Origin of the sequence: Pseudomonas sp. SMN5 (genome assembly GCF_052041925.1) — a bacterium.
Lineage (GTDB): Bacteria > Pseudomonadota > Gammaproteobacteria > Pseudomonadales > Pseudomonadaceae > Aquipseudomonas.
Genome location: NZ_JBKGGX010000049.1, coordinates 1 through 15,089 on the forward strand (window position 1 = coordinate 1; position 15,089 = coordinate 15,089).

Annotated in this window: 15 protein-coding genes; 11 read left to right on the forward strand and 4 right to left on the reverse strand. The window is 55.8% G+C overall.

Going from position 1 to position 15,089, the window contains the following annotated elements:
- Positions 1-128 precede the first annotated feature (128 nt).
- From eat to ACLEJR_RS26715, 11 genes are all read left to right on the forward strand, one after another.
- Complete coding sequence (gene eat, locus ACLEJR_RS26665) at positions 129-1,499, forward strand: ethanolamine permease (RefSeq protein WP_440817656.1); 1,371 nt, start codon at positions 129-131, stop codon at positions 1,497-1,499.
- Positions 1,500-1,703: 204 nt separating this feature from the next.
- A complete protein-coding gene (locus ACLEJR_RS26670) occupies positions 1,704-3,098 on the forward strand; it encodes an ethanolamine ammonia-lyase subunit EutB (RefSeq protein WP_440799588.1) in 1,395 nt (464 codons plus the stop codon).
- A gap of 23 nt (positions 3,099-3,121) precedes the next feature.
- Complete coding sequence (gene eutC, locus ACLEJR_RS26675) at positions 3,122-3,946, forward strand: ethanolamine ammonia-lyase subunit EutC (RefSeq protein ID WP_440817657.1); 825 nt, start codon at positions 3,122-3,124, stop codon at positions 3,944-3,946.
- A gap of 107 nt (positions 3,947-4,053) precedes the next feature.
- Complete coding sequence (locus ACLEJR_RS26680; protein ID WP_440799594.1) at positions 4,054-4,515, forward strand: GNAT family N-acetyltransferase; 462 nt, start codon at positions 4,054-4,056, stop codon at positions 4,513-4,515.
- A gap of 438 nt (positions 4,516-4,953) precedes the next feature.
- On the forward strand, positions 4,954-5,601 hold the full coding sequence (locus tag ACLEJR_RS26685) for a DedA family protein (RefSeq protein WP_440817660.1): 648 nt from the start codon (positions 4,954-4,956) through the stop codon (positions 5,599-5,601).
- Positions 5,602-5,605: 4 nt separating this feature from the next.
- Entirely contained in the window at positions 5,606-6,427 is an 822-nt protein-coding gene (locus tag ACLEJR_RS26690) for a zinc-dependent peptidase (protein ID WP_440817662.1), read from the forward strand.
- 102 nt (positions 6,428-6,529) lie between these two features.
- Positions 6,530-7,057: an inorganic diphosphatase gene (gene ppa, locus ACLEJR_RS26695; protein ID WP_400597499.1), complete on the forward strand. Its 528-nt coding sequence runs from the start codon at positions 6,530-6,532 to the stop codon at positions 7,055-7,057.
- 195 nt (positions 7,058-7,252) lie between these two features.
- Positions 7,253-7,984 (forward strand): LexA family transcriptional regulator, encoded by a 732-nt coding sequence (locus tag ACLEJR_RS26700; RefSeq protein WP_440817665.1) that lies wholly within the window; start codon positions 7,253-7,255, stop codon positions 7,982-7,984.
- Between the two features lie 805 nt (positions 7,985-8,789).
- On the forward strand, positions 8,790-10,232 hold the full coding sequence (locus tag ACLEJR_RS26705; protein ID WP_440817667.1) for a hypothetical protein: 1,443 nt from the start codon (positions 8,790-8,792) through the stop codon (positions 10,230-10,232).
- A gap of 124 nt (positions 10,233-10,356) precedes the next feature.
- Positions 10,357-10,740, forward strand: a complete 384-nt coding sequence (locus tag ACLEJR_RS26710; RefSeq protein WP_440817669.1) for a nucleotide pyrophosphohydrolase — start codon at positions 10,357-10,359, stop codon at positions 10,738-10,740.
- A gap of 24 nt (positions 10,741-10,764) precedes the next feature.
- Positions 10,765-12,636 (forward strand): DNA/RNA helicase domain-containing protein, encoded by a 1,872-nt coding sequence (locus ACLEJR_RS26715; protein WP_440817671.1) that lies wholly within the window; start codon positions 10,765-10,767, stop codon positions 12,634-12,636.
- 73 nt (positions 12,637-12,709) lie between these two features.
- On the opposite strand, the gene ACLEJR_RS26720 is transcribed toward ACLEJR_RS26715, so the two are convergent.
- The 4 genes from ACLEJR_RS26720 to ACLEJR_RS26735 form a co-directional block, all read right to left on the reverse strand.
- Entirely contained in the window at positions 12,710-13,168 is a 459-nt protein-coding gene (locus tag ACLEJR_RS26720; protein ID WP_440817673.1) for a GNAT family N-acetyltransferase, read from the reverse strand.
- An 89-nt stretch (positions 13,169-13,257) separates the two neighbouring features.
- Positions 13,258-13,617, reverse strand: coding sequence for a DUF6124 family protein (locus tag ACLEJR_RS26725; RefSeq protein WP_440817676.1), 360 nt, complete (start codon positions 13,615-13,617; stop codon positions 13,258-13,260).
- Between the two features lie 573 nt (positions 13,618-14,190).
- Positions 14,191-14,508 carry a contact-dependent growth inhibition system immunity protein gene (locus ACLEJR_RS26730; protein ID WP_440817678.1) on the reverse strand — a complete coding sequence of 106 codons (318 nt, stop codon included), beginning with the start codon at positions 14,506-14,508 and terminating at the stop codon, positions 14,191-14,193.
- On the reverse strand, positions 14,498-15,089 hold a 592-nt coding region (locus tag ACLEJR_RS26735; RefSeq protein WP_440817679.1), incomplete at its 5' end, for an RNase A-like domain-containing protein. The genes ACLEJR_RS26735 and ACLEJR_RS26730, both read right to left, overlap by 11 nt.

Sequence of the window (15,089 nt, forward strand, 5' to 3'; positions counted from 1 at the left end):
TCGCGATGGCGTCCTCACCGACAAACCTATTGGAATGCCGCCCCACAGCCCTGGCATAACCCTTGCGTGCCCGCTCCACACCCCAACCACCGAAAGTCCACCAAAGATCAAAAACCAAGAGAGGACTTATGACAACTTCCAACCAACTCAAACCCACACTCGGCACCCTGCACTTATGGGGCATTGCCGTCGGACTGGTGATTTCCGGCGAGTACTTCGGCTGGAGTTACGGCTGGGGCACGGCAGGGACGCTGGGCTTTCTCGTCACTGCGCTGATGGTGGCGTTGATGTACACCTGTTTCATCTTCAGCTTCACCGAGTTGACCACCGCGATTCCCCACGCCGGTGGGCCGTTCGCCTATAGCCGACGGGCCTTTGGTGAGAAAGGTGGGTTGATCGCCGGGATCGCCACGCTGATCGAATTCGTCTTTGCGCCCCCGGCCATCGCCATGGCCATCGGCGCCTACCTCAACGTGCAGTTCCCGGACCTGGACCCAAAAGTGGCGGCGGTTGGCGCCTACCTCGTGTTCATGACCCTGAACATCCTCGGTGTCAGCATCGCCGCGGCGTTCGAGCTGGTGGTCACCGTACTGGCGGTGGCCGAGTTGCTGGTGTTCATGGGCGTGGTCGCGCCGGGCTTCAGTTTCAGCAACTTCGTGTTGAACGGCTGGTCTGGTGCAAATGAGTTCAGCCTCGCCTCAATTCCGGGCATTTTCGCGGCGATTCCCTTCGCGATCTGGTTCTTCCTCGCCATTGAAGGTGCAGCCATGGCCGCCGAAGAAGCCAAGGACCCGAAACGCACGATTCCCCGCGCCTACGTCAGCGGGATTCTGACCCTGGTGTTCCTGGCCATCGGCGTGATGATCATGGCCGGCGGCGTGGGCGACTGGCGGCAACTGTCGAACATCAACGACCCGTTGCCCCAGGCGATGAAAGCGGTGGTCGGCAACAATTCGACCTGGATGCACATGCTGGTGTGGATCGGCCTGTTCGGCCTGGTGGCGAGTTTCCACGGGATCATCCTCGGCTACTCGCGGCAGTTCTTCGCGCTGGCCCGAGCCGGCTACCTGCCACGCAGCCTGGCGAAACTGTCGCGCTTCCAGACTCCGCACCGGGCGATCCTGGCCGGCGGCGTGATCGGCATCGCGGCGATCTACAGCGACGGCCTGGTCAACCTGCAAGGCATGAGCCTGACGGCGGCGATGATCACCATGTCGGTGTTCGGCGCCATCGTGATGTACATCATCAGCATGCTCAGCCTGTTCCGCCTGCGTAAGGTCGAACCGAACCTGGAACGCACCTTCCGCGCCCCGGGCTACCCCATCGTACCCGGCATCGCGCTGTTCCTGGCGGTGGTGTGCCTGATCGCCATGGCCTGGTTCAACATGTTGATCGGCCTGGTGTTCCTGGCGTTCATGATCGTCGGCTACCTGTACTTCCAACTGACCGCTAAACAACGCTCCAGCGCCCCGACGGACGCTATGCTTACTGGAGTTTGAAGCAAAACCTTTGGGGGACCGGGCTTTCTCTTGAAAACCCACCGTCCCCCTGTGGGAGCGAGCCTGCTCGCGATAGCGGTGTGTCAGACATCACAACATTTACAGACAGATCGCTATCGCGAGCAGGCTCGCTCCCACAGGGTTCAGTACAGAGGCCCAATGTTGTATTTGAATTCATTATAAGAACCAGGAGGACACCGCCCCATGGCCGCATTCGTCCATTCCGTCGGCGCCCAGACCTACCGCTTCGACTGCCTCAAAGACCTGATGGCCAAGGCCAGCCCGGCCCGCTCCGGGGATTTCCTGGCCGGGGTCGCCGCCCTCAACGACGGCGAGCGCGTGGCCGCGCAGATGGCGCTGGCCGACCTGCCCCTGAGCCATTTCCTGCAGGAAATGGTAATTGCCTACGAGACCGACGAAGTCACCCGGCTGATCGTCGACACTCACGATAAACAAGCCTTCGCCGCCGTCAGCCACCTCACGGTCGGCGGTTTCCGCGACTGGCTGCTCAGCGACGCCGCCGACGAACAGAGCCTGCGGGCCCTCGCACCGGGCCTGACGCCGGAAATGGTCGCCGCCGTGTCGAAGATCATGCGTGTGCAGGACCTGGTGCTGGTGGCGCAGAAAATCCGCGTAGTGACGAAATTCCGCGGCACTCTCGGCCTGCGCGGGCGGCTGTCCACGCGCCTACAACCCAACCACCCCACCGACGAACCGGCCGGGATCGCCGCAAGTATTCTCGACGGCCTGCTCTACGGCAACGGCGACGCCATGATCGGCATCAACCCGGCCACCGACAGCACCGCCTCGATCTGCGCCATGCTGGAAATGCTCGACGCGATCATCCAGCGCTACGACATCCCGACCCAAGGCTGCGTGCTGACCCACGTCACCACCTCCATCGAAGCGGCGAACCGTGGCGTGCCGCTGGACCTGGTGTTCCAATCCATCGCCGGCACCGAAGCGGCGAACGCCAGCTTCGGCATCAACCTGAACATTTTGAAAGAAGGCTATGACGCCGGCCTCAGCCTGAATCGCGGCACCCTGGGCAACAACCTGATGTATTTCGAGACCGGCCAGGGCAGCGCGTTGTCAGCCAATGCCCACCACGGCGTCGATCAACAGACTTGCGAAACCCGGGCCTACGCCGTGGCGCGACATTTCAACCCGTTCCTGGTGAACACAGTTGTAGGATTCATCGGCCCGGAATACCTCTACAACGGCAAACAGATCATCCGCGCCGGCCTCGAAGACCACTTCTGCGGCAAGCTGTTGGGCGTGCCAATGGGCTGCGACATCTGCTACACCAACCACGCCGAGGCCGACCAGGACGACATGGACACCCTGCTGACCCTGCTGGGCGTGGCCGGGATCAACTTCATCATGGGCATCCCCGGCTCCGACGACATCATGCTCAACTACCAGACCACCTCGTTCCACGACGCGCTCTATGCGCGCCAGACCCTGGGCCTGAAGCCGGCGCCGGAGTTCGAGCAGTGGCTGGCAAACATGGGCATCTTCACCCAGGCCGATGGCCGGGTGCGGTTCGGCGACAACCTGCCGCCGGCGTTTCGTCATGCCTTGGCTCATTTGGGATAAGCCGTATTTGGGATGAGTGATTAATGGATAAACAACCTGTCGACTCGCAAAACCCCTGGCTGGAACTGCGCCGCCTGACCCCGGCACGCATCGCCCTGGGCCGCACCGGCACCAGCCTGCCGACCCAGGCGCAACTGGACTTCCAGTACGCCCACGCCCAGGCCCGCGATGCGGTGCACCTGGCGTTCGATCACCAAGGCCTTCGTGCGCAGCTGAGCGAACGGGGCCGCGAAAGCCTGCTGCTCCACAGCGCCGCCAGCGACCGCCACAGCTACCTGCAACGCCCGGACCTCGGTCGGCGGCTGGATGAGGCCTCGGTGAAGGTGCTGGACGATTACGCCGCGGCCCATCCCGGCGGCGTTGATCTGGCCATTGTGGTGGCGGACGGCCTGTCGGCACTGGCGGTGCATCGCCACACCCTGCCGTTCCTGGCGCGCCTGGAAGAACAGATCGCCGCGGACGGCTGGTCGGTTTCCCCGGTGGTCCTGGTGGAACAAGGCCGGGTCGCCGTGGCCGATGAAGTGGCGCAGCGGCTCGGCGCAAAAATGTCGGTGATCCTGATCGGCGAACGCCCCGGCCTCAGCTCGCCCGACAGCCTGGGTCTGTATTTCACCTACGCCCCCAAGGTCGGCCTGACCGACGCCTACCGAAACTGCATCTCCAATGTCCGGCTCGAAGGCTTGAGCTACGGCATGGCGGCCCACCGTCTGGTGTATCTGATGCGCGAGGCCTGTCGCCGACAGCTTTCGGGGGTCAACCTGAAGGACGAAGCCCAGGTTCACACTCTAGAGTCAGAAAACCCTGCCGATATGAAAGGTAATTTCCTACTGATGCCGCCCCCAGGCTGATCCGTATGTCCGATTGCGTTTTTGATCCGCTTTCAGGCAGCATCAAAAGCACGGCAGAGCGCCGTTGTTGTCAGACTCTACGTCGATCTTTGTAAACGAGACCTGCCATGCGGATTATCCAAGCGACCCTGGAACACCTGGACCTGCTGACCCCATTGTTCGTCAAATACCGGGAATTCTATGGCTCCCTGCCATATCCGGATTCGTCCCGGGCGTTCCTGGAAAAGCGCCTGCGCCGCAAAGAATCGGTGATCTACCTGGCCCTGCCCGATGACGACGACAGCAAACTGCTGGGCTTCTGCCAGCTCTACCCAAGCTTCTCGTCGCTGTCGCTCAAGCGCGTGTGGATCCTCAACGACATCTACGTCGCCGAAGACGCCCGCCGCCAACTGGTGGCCGACCACCTGATCCGCACCGCAAAGAAAATGGCCAAGGAAACCCACGCCGTGCGCCTGCGCGTCTCCACCAGCAGCACCAACGAAGTGGCGCAGAAAACCTACGAGTCGATTGGTTTCAAGGAAGACACCGAGTTCAAGAACTACGTGTTGCCGATCAGCGACGAGCTCTGACACACCACATCTCCCCTTGTGGCGAGGGGATTCATCCCCGCTGGGGCTGCAAAGCAGCCCCTCAAAAAACCACTGACACACCACCTTGGGCAGCACTGCCTCCAACAAACCCACCGACACACCACCCCGTGGCGAGGGAGCTTGCTCCCGCTGGGACGGTCCGACGCCTCGGGCGCAGCAGCCCCAACCCCTGACCACGCGGTACATCAGACACATCCAAATGGGAGCGCTGCGCACTCCAGCGGGAGCAAGCTCCCTCGCCACAGGGATCTTTCATTGCCTGGAAATCCCCCGCTACAAACTCAACGCCTCCTTCACAATCCACCCCGTATAATCCCGACCTTCCCGGCTTGTAAGAAAAAGCTACAAACCCCGTAGCCCCACTCCAAAGCCCGACCCACCCGCCTGCCGAGTCGGGCCACCACCAAGGTGCATTACATGGATTTCAACCCCCTCGACCTCATCCTGCATCTCGACGTGTACCTCGACATGCTGGTGACCAACTATGGAACCTGGGTCTACGCCATCCTGTTCCTGGTGATCTTCTGCGAAACCGGCCTGGTGGTGATGCCCTTCCTGCCCGGCGACTCGCTGCTGTTCATCGCCGGCGCCGTCGCTGCCGGTGGCGCCATGGACCCCGTCCTACTGGCCGGCCTGCTGATGCTCGCGGCGATCCTCGGCGACAGCACCAACTACCTCATCGGCCGCACCGCTGGCGAAAAACTGTTCAGCAACCCGAACTCGAAAATCTTCCGCCGCGACTACCTGCAGCAAACCCACGACTTCTACGACAAACACGGCGGCAAAACCGTAACCCTGGCGCGCTTCCTGCCGATCATCCGCACCTTCGCCCCCTTCGTCGCCGGCGTCGGCAAAATGAATTACCTGCGGTTCTTCGGCTTCAGCGTCCTCGGCACCGTCCTATGGGTCGGCGGCCTGGTCACCCTCGGCTACTTCTTCGGCAACGTGCCGTTCATCAAGCAGAACCTGTCACTGCTGGTGGTGGGCATCATCCTGCTGTCGCTGCTGCCGATGATCATCAGCCTGGTGCGCAGCAAAATGAGCCAGCGCGCCTCGAAGGCCTGATCGCATGTGGTCCCTGAGCAACTGGCGGCGCCGACGCACCCTCGCCAAACACCCCGTCGGCGAAGACACCTGGCAACGGGTGCGCCAGCAACTGAGCTTCCTCGACGGCATCAGCACCGCCGAAGACCAATGGCTGCGCGAAGCCTGCGTGCTGTTCTTGCACGATAAACACCTGACCGCCCTGCCCGGCGTCGAACTGCACCAGGAACAACGCCTGCTGCTCGCCGCCCAGGCCCAACTGCCGCTGATGCACCTCGGTGAACTGAACTGGTACCAGGGTTTCCACGAAATCGTCCTCTACCCCGACGACTTCCTCAGCCCCCAGCGTTACCGCGACGCGAGCGGCATCGAACACGAATGGGACGGCGAGCACAGCGGCGAAGCCTGGCCCCAGGGCCCCATCATCCTGGCCTGGGACGGCGTGCTGGCCAGCGGCGGCTGGGACGGCTACAACCTGGTGATCCACGAACTGGCGCACAAACTCGACATGCTCAACGGCGACGCCAACGGCCTGCCGCCGCTGCACGCCGACATGCGCGTCCAGGACTGGGCCGACGCCATGCAACAGGCCTACGACGACCTCAACCGCCAACTGGACCACGACCCGGACGCCGAAACCCTCATCGACCCCTACGCCGCGGAAAACCCCGCCGAATTCTTCGCCGTCACCAGCGAATATTTCTTCAGCGCCCCAGACCTGCTGCACCAGGCCTATCCGAAGGTCTACTCGCAGCTTCAGGCCTTCTACCGTCAGGATCCGTTGGCCCGGCTGCGGCAACTTCAAGCCGAAGATCCGGTCTATCAGGCGTCGTCCCTAGGTCTCTAAGACCTTGGACGCGTGGCATCAGCGGCTGAATATGCCTATAATCGCCGCCACTTTTTGGTCAATCCGACCAGTCATTTGGTCAACTAACGGGGGCACCGCCCAATGAGCTACAGCAAGATTCCGGCTGGCAAAGACCTGCCGAACGACATCTACGTCGCGATCGAAATCCCGGCCAACCACGCCCCGATCAAATACGAAATCGACAAAGACAGCGATTGCCTGTTCGTTGACCGTTTCATGGCCACCCCGATGTTCTACCCGGCCAACTACGGTTACATCCCCAACACCCTGGCCGACGACGGTGACCCCCTCGACGTGCTGGTCGTGACCCCTTACCCGGTTGCCCCAGGCTCGGTCATTCGCGCCCGTCCGGTCGGCGTGCTGAACATGACCGACGACGGCGGCGGCGATGCCAAAGTCATCGCAGTGCCACACGACAAACTGTCGCAACTGTATGTGGATGTGAAGGAATATACCGACCTGCCACCGCTGCTGATCCAGCAGATCGAGCACTTCTTCGCGAACTACAAAGATCTCGAAAAAGGCAAGTGGGTCAAGATCGAAGGCTGGGCCGGCGCAGACGCCGCCCGCGAAGCGATCACCAAGTCGGTTGCCGCCTACAAAGGCTGAAACCGAACTTAAAGAAAACCCCGGTTTGCCCCGGGGTTTTTTTATGTCTTAATGAAGCTTAATACTTGCTCGTATTAATACCGTTTACCTGCGTTTACCGAGCCTATTTCAATTCCTGCAAACGGAAAAATCGTCTTATAAATATGAACGACATGTTTATTGCCGAAAACACACTCGTCTCTAAACTTTCCGTTTATGAAAAAGATCTCCAGTGGCGACCGCTTCAGAGCCCTTCTTAAAGAAGCCCATATCCGTTCCGCCGACTTCGCGAAGTTATACGGCGTGAAATCCCAGCACGTGAACAACTGGTTCAACCGTGGCATCCCGCCAGGGCGCATCCACACCATTGCCAGCCTGCTGACCGTCAGCCCGCAATGGCTCGCCACCGGCGAAGGCCCGCAAACCCCACTGGGCCTCGGCCCCGGCACCACCTACGAAGCCGCCGAAGTCCAGGGCGTCTACACCGTGCCGGAAACCACGGACATCGAACTGCCCTACTACAAGGAAGCCCCCATCGCCCCCGGCGAAACCAAGACCCACGTCATCGAAATCCCCGACCAATCCATCCGCCTGCCCCGCAGCCACCTCGACTCCCTGGAAATAAACCCCAGCGACGCCATCTGCACCACCATGGTCGGCGACAGCATGGCCGACCGCATCGAAGACGGCTCCACCGTCGCCATCGACCGCGGCCTGACCCAAGTCATCGACGGCCAGATCTACGCCCTCGAACACGACGGCATGCTGCGCATCAAATACCTGCACCGCATCCCCGGCAACCGCCTGCGCCTACGCAGCCACAACCACACCGCCTACCCCGACGAAGTCTTCAGCGTCGAACAGATCGAAGCGCAAAACATCCGCGTCATCGGCTGGGTCTTCTGGTGGTCCACCCTGACCAAACAACGCCCACCGGTGTTCGACTGACCCAATCAGGAAAATTGGCCAAGATCTTCATGTCAAGAAAACCCCCGTGGCGAGGGAGCTTGCTCCCGCTGGGCTGCAAAGCAGCCCCGCTCTTTTTTCATAATGCTAACCCAATGATTCAACACAACTTCCACTGGGATTTTCCCCAAAACCCACGTATCCTCCGCCCCACATTTGCGAGCCCACGCCTCGCACCGACAAGGCAGACCACTCTCTGACCAAGTCCCCACAGCCGGCCGCAAGAGCCGGGTGTACGTTTTGAAGGCTGGTGAGGTTTGTCAAAAACGAACTGAGTCAGTCAACGAGAAGCCGGCCATAAGCCGGCTTTTTAATGCCTATTGCAACGCCGCCATCCTCACTGAAGCCCCCTATTAGATCAGGCCCTAATTCAATGCATGCATCTCCCCCGTGACTAGAGGAGTGCGCGTTCATTGAGGCAGAAGCTAGAACGGACAAGTCACACGAATTCTACAGTCAAAAAACCTGATCAAGACTGGTAAGTGGAGCAGGCAAAACCGACCTTTACCCGAGCATTGGAAATTGACGTTAAATCCACCTAATTTATTGAAATTAAAGAACATTATAAACATAACGCATTTCAAACACTGCTCAAAAAATGGATGTCAACACAGTTGACGCTATGCCTGGAGGATACGACATCGCATCTAACAGCAGCAGCTCGATCCAAGCACGAAACTCTACCTATTGATTGCCTTGCAGCTCCGGCGTAATATCATTGCGCCACAACATAGGACTTTAGACCAATCGAGACTGCCAAGCTAGTTGGCAATGGATAAACGGACTTATGAAATTATCGAAACGCTTCAAACTTTCAAAAACTCAATTTGAACTCGACTTCGTTGACATTGATACCGATTCGGATACCCGATTATTCGTCGACCCTTATTTGTTAGGCCTAAGAATTGATCACTGGTCAATAAAGGCATCGAGCTCCGTTAGATCGTTTTTTTCCCATTTCCTTGACCTCGTTCGCCAAGGAAAAGAGGATGAAGCTTTTGAGCTTTTCTCACACTTGCATGAGCCGAATGAAACTTGCCTAGGCCTATCTTCCGGGATACCTAGGGGAAATGGCATCGGCAGCGAAGATGCAAAAAAATTATTTGATAGCATCATTAAAAGCAAGGCAATTAAATCAGGAAAACTAACAGACCTAGAAGATTTCAGGCTTTTTATACCCGGCATAGGTAAAGACAAAGTTTCAGATATGACAACCAACCTGATAAGGGGAAACCTTATCAGCTATACACAGACCCAGTGTAAGCTGCATAAAATAAAAATGACCCCTGAGGTTTCAGCAGGCCCTATTTGGGATATCTCTCGAAAAAAATGGACTTTTACCCACGAAAACACCTTGATAATTGATGACAAGAAAATTCTTCTAACCCCAAAAGGAATAGTCTCCTTTTGCAAAGCTTATGCCCCTGAAAATTATTTCAATAAACATGTCCTTGAATATCTTCAGCACGAGCATATACGTACCGGAGGTATCTGGGTTGAGCACCGTAAAGATGGCACAGCCTTTGTCTCAAAGAAAAAAATAAAAGAAAATGTAGTTAAAAAATATAGCAAGGAATGGCTCTTCGAATTCACCGAAAAACACCCCTTAGTATTTAAATCATTTAGAGATCAGCAAGCGGAACAAGTCCACCCCCTGTCGTCTGACTCCATTGACATGGATTTAAGTCTTACAAGTGTCGCAGATAGTTTAATCGCACAGTTAAAATCCATTAAGCAAGGAACTGCAACCGCTTCGGAATACCACAAGACAATAGTTGGGATACTCGAAATACTTTTCTATCCAAACTGCTCTCACCCAGTCCTAGAAGCAGAAATAAACCAAGGACGAAAACGGATAGACATTTACTTCGAAAATGCGGCAAAAGAAGGTTTTTTTTACAACCTTCATATGATCCACAAGATCCAATGCCCGTACGTCATAGTGGAATGTAAGAATTACTCAAAAGATATACAGAATCCTGAACTTGATCAGATGATTGGCAGATTAACCGTAAATCGCGGCATGCTGGGCATCATAACCTGTCGAGAAATTTCAAACAAACAGCTTTTTATCGAGCGTTGCAGAGATTCATTTAAGAACGGCCACGGCTTAATCATCCCCCTTACTGACAATGATTTTATTAACGCACTCGAAGCCCTAAAAATTGAAAACAGCAATGCACTTGAGGACACCTTAAATCAGATAAAAAACCAGATAATAATGTCCTAACCGCCCCACTAAGCAGCGATGCAGACATAAAAAATTTACCGCCCCAAGAGAAACTCCTACAATCCGTTCATAAATTTCCGACGTGACTATTCGGTCAGGTCCTTGTGGCACGAGAGGCAAATCTGTGAGCAAGACGGATGTTCCCCCGAGACGACTAATCGAAGTGGAAAAGCTTGCAGCGTCGCTTCAACGCTTTGCGGATGACCGCGACTGGCAGCAGTTCCACTTGCCTAAAAACCTTCTGCTGGCCCTGACGGGCGAGGTGGGTGAGCTTTGCGAAATTTTCCAATGGATGAGCGAAACCGACTCAGTGGCTGCCGCTAAGCATCCCTCGACCGCCCAAGCTGTTAAGGACGAGCTAGCCGACGTACTCATGTATTTGGTCCGTCTGAGCAGCGTGCTCGGGGTCGATCTGAACGAAGCAGTCACGAGCAAGCTTGCTCTGAACGGCCAGAAATACCCCGTCGATAAAGCCAAAAGCACCAGCAAAAAGTACGACCAACTCTGACGCCTCGTGCTCTAAGGATTTCTTGTGATCGTTTACGCTGCGACCAAACAGCAATTCTTGAAAGACAACGATAACGACGACATTGAAGAAGTGATTCTTCGGCACTTCACAGAGGCCACCGGTAAGAATGTGGGCGCGTCAGAGATCAGGTCATGGCAGGGATCCTTGACCTATATGGCCAAGGTGCTTCGAGATGATGACCTGCCAAGCGATGCAGGCCTGGCTATTGAATTGCATATTCCGCAGTCCTCGAAACGCATCGACTTTTTGCTTACCGGCCGCGATGAGAACCAAGCAAAAAAAGCTGTTTTGATCGAGCTGAAGCAGTGGAGCAAGGCGACTGCAACCGCCAAGGACGCCATTGTTAAAACAGCGTTGGGCGGAGGCCTCGTTGAAACCACTCACCCGTCATACCAGGTGTGGTCATACGCAGCGCTGCTGGAAGGCTTCAACGAAGCGGTCTACGACAAAAGCATTGAAGTTCGGCCCTGTGCCTATTTGCACAACTATGTCAGTGATGGCGTCATCGATTCTGCACACTACGAAGCCCATATCAGTAAGGCGCCACTGTTTCTCAAAGGCCCTGATGAGCTTACGAAGCTAAGAAATTTCCTAAAGCAGCACATCACTCGCGGGGACAACAAAGAAGTCCTTTACGAGCTGTCGAACGGAAAAATTCGACCCTCCAAAGCCCTAGCAGAGGCGCTTGGCGGGCTTATGAAAGGCAACCCTGAGTTCGTATTGATTGACGATCAGAAGGAAATCTTCGAGTCAGCGCTCGTTGCGGCAAGCGAGGCATCCATAACGGCGTCAAAGGTGTTGATCATTGAAGGTGGCCCGGGAACCGGGAAGACCGTTTTGGCAATCAACTTGCTAGTGAGACTTACCGAGTTGAAGCTGCTGAGCAAATACGTTTCGAAAAATGCCGCGCCCCGCAAGGTGTACGAAAGCAAGCTGGTAGGGTCGATCAAGCGTAGCCATTTCTCCAATTTCTTTTCCGGGTCTGGGGCGTTTATCGAAACCGAGCCCAACACGTTGGATGCTCTCATCATTGACGAAGCCCACAGGCTCAACGAGAAAAGCGGTCTTTATGGAAACCTCGGCGAGAATCAAATCAAGGAATTGATCAACTCAGCGAAATGCTCGATTTTCTTTATCGACGAAGATCAGCGCGTGACCTTGAGCGATATCGGTAGCAAGCAGGCAATACGCACCTTCGCCAAAGAAAAAGGCGCAACCGTGGAAGAATATTCGCTGTCTTCCCAATTTCGATGCAGCGGTTCCGATGGTTATCTGGCGTGGCTGGATGACGTATTAGCTATTCGACCAACCGCCAATCCCCTGCTCGATACCAATGAGTACGAATTCAAGGTGTTCAGCTCTCCCCAGGCTATGCATGCGGCCATCGAGCAGAAAAACCATGGAAATAAAGCTCGTGTTGTCGCAGGGTACTGCTGGCCTTGGCTCAGTAAAAAAGATCCTAAGGCATCCGATATCGTGATCGGCGACGACTACGCTCGCCAGTGGAACCTGGATCAGGACGGGAGCCTTTGGATTATCGCGGAGAACTCCATAGAACAGGTTGGCTGCATCCATACCTGCCAAGGGCTGGAAGTTGACTATGTAGGTGTGATCATTGGACCGGATTTGATCGTCCGTGACGGAAAAGTGCTGACATCACCACACAAGCGAGACAAGAACGACAAATCGATTCGTGGCTGGAAAAAACTGATGAAAGAACAGCCTGATTTCGCTCAGAAGGAGACGGATCTAATTATCAAAAACACCTATAGAACGCTGATGACCCGTGGAATGAAAGGCTGCTACCTATACTGCACTGATCAAGAGACGGCCCAATACTTTGAGAGCCAGCTTGCTGGGTATAGCAGCAGCTGACTTCGTGCGGTTTAACCAAGCCCGTTAAGACATTCCAATGGACGCATCGGTCCGTTCAGTTGGAGGACTGCCGCTATACGCTGCGGAACATGAGGTACTGCCGCTTCCCCCAAGCCTCAAACCGCTCCAGCACTTCCCAACCAAGCCTGGCGTAGTAGTCACTCTGGTTATGGGTATGCAAGTACAAGGTAGTGACCCCAGCCTCCCCCGCATGACAACAAATATCCTCGATCAACTGCGCCGCGAGCCCTCTGCGCCGTGCGTTTGGGGCAACGAGTACGCACGCCAGCCACGACCCCAGTTCCGGCCGCTCGGGCAGGTCATTGCTGGCAAGTGAGGCGCCGCCCAATAGTTGGCCGTGTTCTGTGGCAATCAGGCATTTCCAGCGGCCGTCGCGTTGTCCTTCGGCGAATTCCTGCTGCCAACCGGCGAGCGATTGTTCCGCGTATTCGTGGTTGAATTCCCGATATAGCCATTCGGCCATCAGGTCGCAGTGGTCCATGTGATTTTCTAGCCAGTCCATTTGCGGCATTTGAACGCTCCTTGGCCTTTTTTCCTGTGGAACGAAGAAAGCCCTGCTTGTGCAAGGCTTTCTGCGTGTTCAGGGTAGCGACTCCTCCCCTACCTTACCTCAACAATATCCAACGCTCGATTTGCCAGCAGCTCGCTCAACTCAACCACCTGCTGAATCCCCAACGCCACATGCCGTCGCGAACCTTCAAGATCGGATGCCAGGTCTTCGAGCATCGCGTTCGCCGAAGCGAGGTTTTCACTGAGGGTGACAAGCAAGCATTCGGAATCCACATTAGAAGCGATGCGGTAGATGCTGTTGGGGTTGTCGGACGTTTCTTCCTTCGGCTTGGGATTCAGGTAGTAATCCAGGGTCCGAGTCGCGGCATCATCAAACTTTTTGTTACGTGCTGATTGAACGCGGGAAACGGTTTCGTCTGTTGTCGGGGGGTTCGGTGTAATTTTGACCATGGTAGAGCTCCTAGAGTCTGTAGGAGCTGCCACCGTTCGCTGCGAAACGAATTTTGGGTGGCAGCTGTACGCGGGTTCGCAGACCGGGACTCTAGGGACCGGCAGACCCGAAGGTCTCCCACGCACAGCCACCTCTAAAGAAAACACAGACATGGGCGATGTGCTTTCGAAGGTGACGTTATGCGCCTATAGAGTCCGAGCTGCGAAACCCGATCACTGATGAGCAGTGACGGGATTCAAGTTACCGAGACGGCCAAAAGCGCACAAGCCGGCGGATTCTGGCGTAGTTGTAGGCAATGGCGCAAGGCGCTGTGGGTCTGGGATGATGCTAGGGCGTCACAATAAACGCCGGGGTGTGGGGTATCATGTCGCCAGAAGTCGATTTTGACGACACGTTTTTGGGATATGTCGTTGGTGGCGACATCAGATTTGAGAGCGGTGGGGACAGATATATCGCCATCGCGAGCAGGCTCGCTCCCACAGGGTTCCAGCTTGACCGCTGGATGAGAATTTGCCCTCAGCCTCTTGTGGGAGCGAGCCCTGCTCGCGATGGCGGTGGGTCAGCCAGACTGACTAGAGTTCGCCAAGATTGCCATCGTCTTCATCGAGAACTTCAAGAATATGTTTCAGCCAAATTGCGCCACTCTCCCACTCCATCCAATAACAATAATTACAGGGCATTTTTTCCATAATAAAGTCTCGAAGGCTCACCTCATCAAGGCGTTCTGCCAACAACATCACTATTTCTTTTTTTAACGCGCCAATGGCCTGCGGTTCCGAATCTGACACAAAAAGCCTTATCACCCCGTCCGGATCTGATGACTCACACATCCAGTCTTGGTGAAAATAACAACCAAAAAAATGGAAAAGTTTCGGATACCTATTTTTCATATTTTTCGACATACCCTGTAAGCAAATTGTATCCAGTAGGTGACTGCTCGGATTTTTTCAACACTAAAGTCACGACGGACAAGGACTCTAATTTTCCACTTTTTCGGATAACCCCGACTCCAACCGGAGAAGGGAAGGACTGCTGTAAGACGAGTTTCTTTTCTAATTTATTGTTTAGAAATCCGTCAACCTCTGTTTCTTTTGCATTCAATACTTTGGAAACCGTTGACTCTGCCGATGCTCTATCAGGAAATGTCGACGCGGTAGGTACGTGCGGCTCTAACTCAAGTCGCTTTCTCAACTGAGCCTCAGAACGACCTATGTGCCTGTCCATCAAATGCCCACCGCGAGCCTCATGCGCCGCCAGGCCGCCTCCCGGCACAATCTCGCTAAACGGCCCGTCGGCCTCAATATCGCCCGGACAGTTACACGCCAACCCCAACGGATCCACCCACCCCGTCGGGTTCAGGGTGTAGCGATACCCATTGAGTCCACCCGCCAACTTACTCGGATCCGGTGTCAGGTAGCGCCCAGTCTCGGGATTGTAGTAGCGATGCCGGTTGTAATGCAGGTCGCTTTCG

Excerpts from the sequence above, each read along its gene's own strand:
- ACLEJR_RS26670 (WP_440799588.1), top strand. The coding sequence starts at position 1,704 with ATGGCCGCATTCGTCCATTCCGTCGGCGCCCAGACCTACCGCTTCGAC.
- ACLEJR_RS26725 (WP_440817676.1), bottom strand. The coding sequence starts at position 13,617 with ATGGTCAAAATTACACCGAACCCCCCGACAACAGACGAAACCGTTTCC.
- ACLEJR_RS26690 (WP_440817662.1), top strand. The coding sequence starts at position 5,606 with ATGTGGTCCCTGAGCAACTGGCGGCGCCGACGCACCCTCGCCAAACAC.
- ACLEJR_RS26705 (WP_440817667.1), top strand. The coding sequence starts at position 8,790 with ATGAAATTATCGAAACGCTTCAAACTTTCAAAAACTCAATTTGAACTC.
- ACLEJR_RS26685 (WP_440817660.1), top strand. The coding sequence starts at position 4,954 with ATGGATTTCAACCCCCTCGACCTCATCCTGCATCTCGACGTGTACCTC.
- ACLEJR_RS26700 (WP_440817665.1), top strand. The coding sequence starts at position 7,253 with ATGAAAAAGATCTCCAGTGGCGACCGCTTCAGAGCCCTTCTTAAAGAA.
- eat (WP_440817656.1), top strand. The coding sequence starts at position 129 with ATGACAACTTCCAACCAACTCAAACCCACACTCGGCACCCTGCACTTA.
- ACLEJR_RS26730 (WP_440817678.1), bottom strand. The coding sequence starts at position 14,508 with ATGAAAAATAGGTATCCGAAACTTTTCCATTTTTTTGGTTGTTATTTT.
- ACLEJR_RS26720 (WP_440817673.1), bottom strand. The coding sequence starts at position 13,168 with ATGCCGCAAATGGACTGGCTAGAAAATCACATGGACCACTGCGACCTG.
- ppa (WP_400597499.1), top strand. The coding sequence starts at position 6,530 with ATGAGCTACAGCAAGATTCCGGCTGGCAAAGACCTGCCGAACGACATC.
- ACLEJR_RS26680 (WP_440799594.1), top strand. The coding sequence starts at position 4,054 with ATGCGGATTATCCAAGCGACCCTGGAACACCTGGACCTGCTGACCCCA.
- eutC (WP_440817657.1), top strand. The coding sequence starts at position 3,122 with ATGGATAAACAACCTGTCGACTCGCAAAACCCCTGGCTGGAACTGCGC.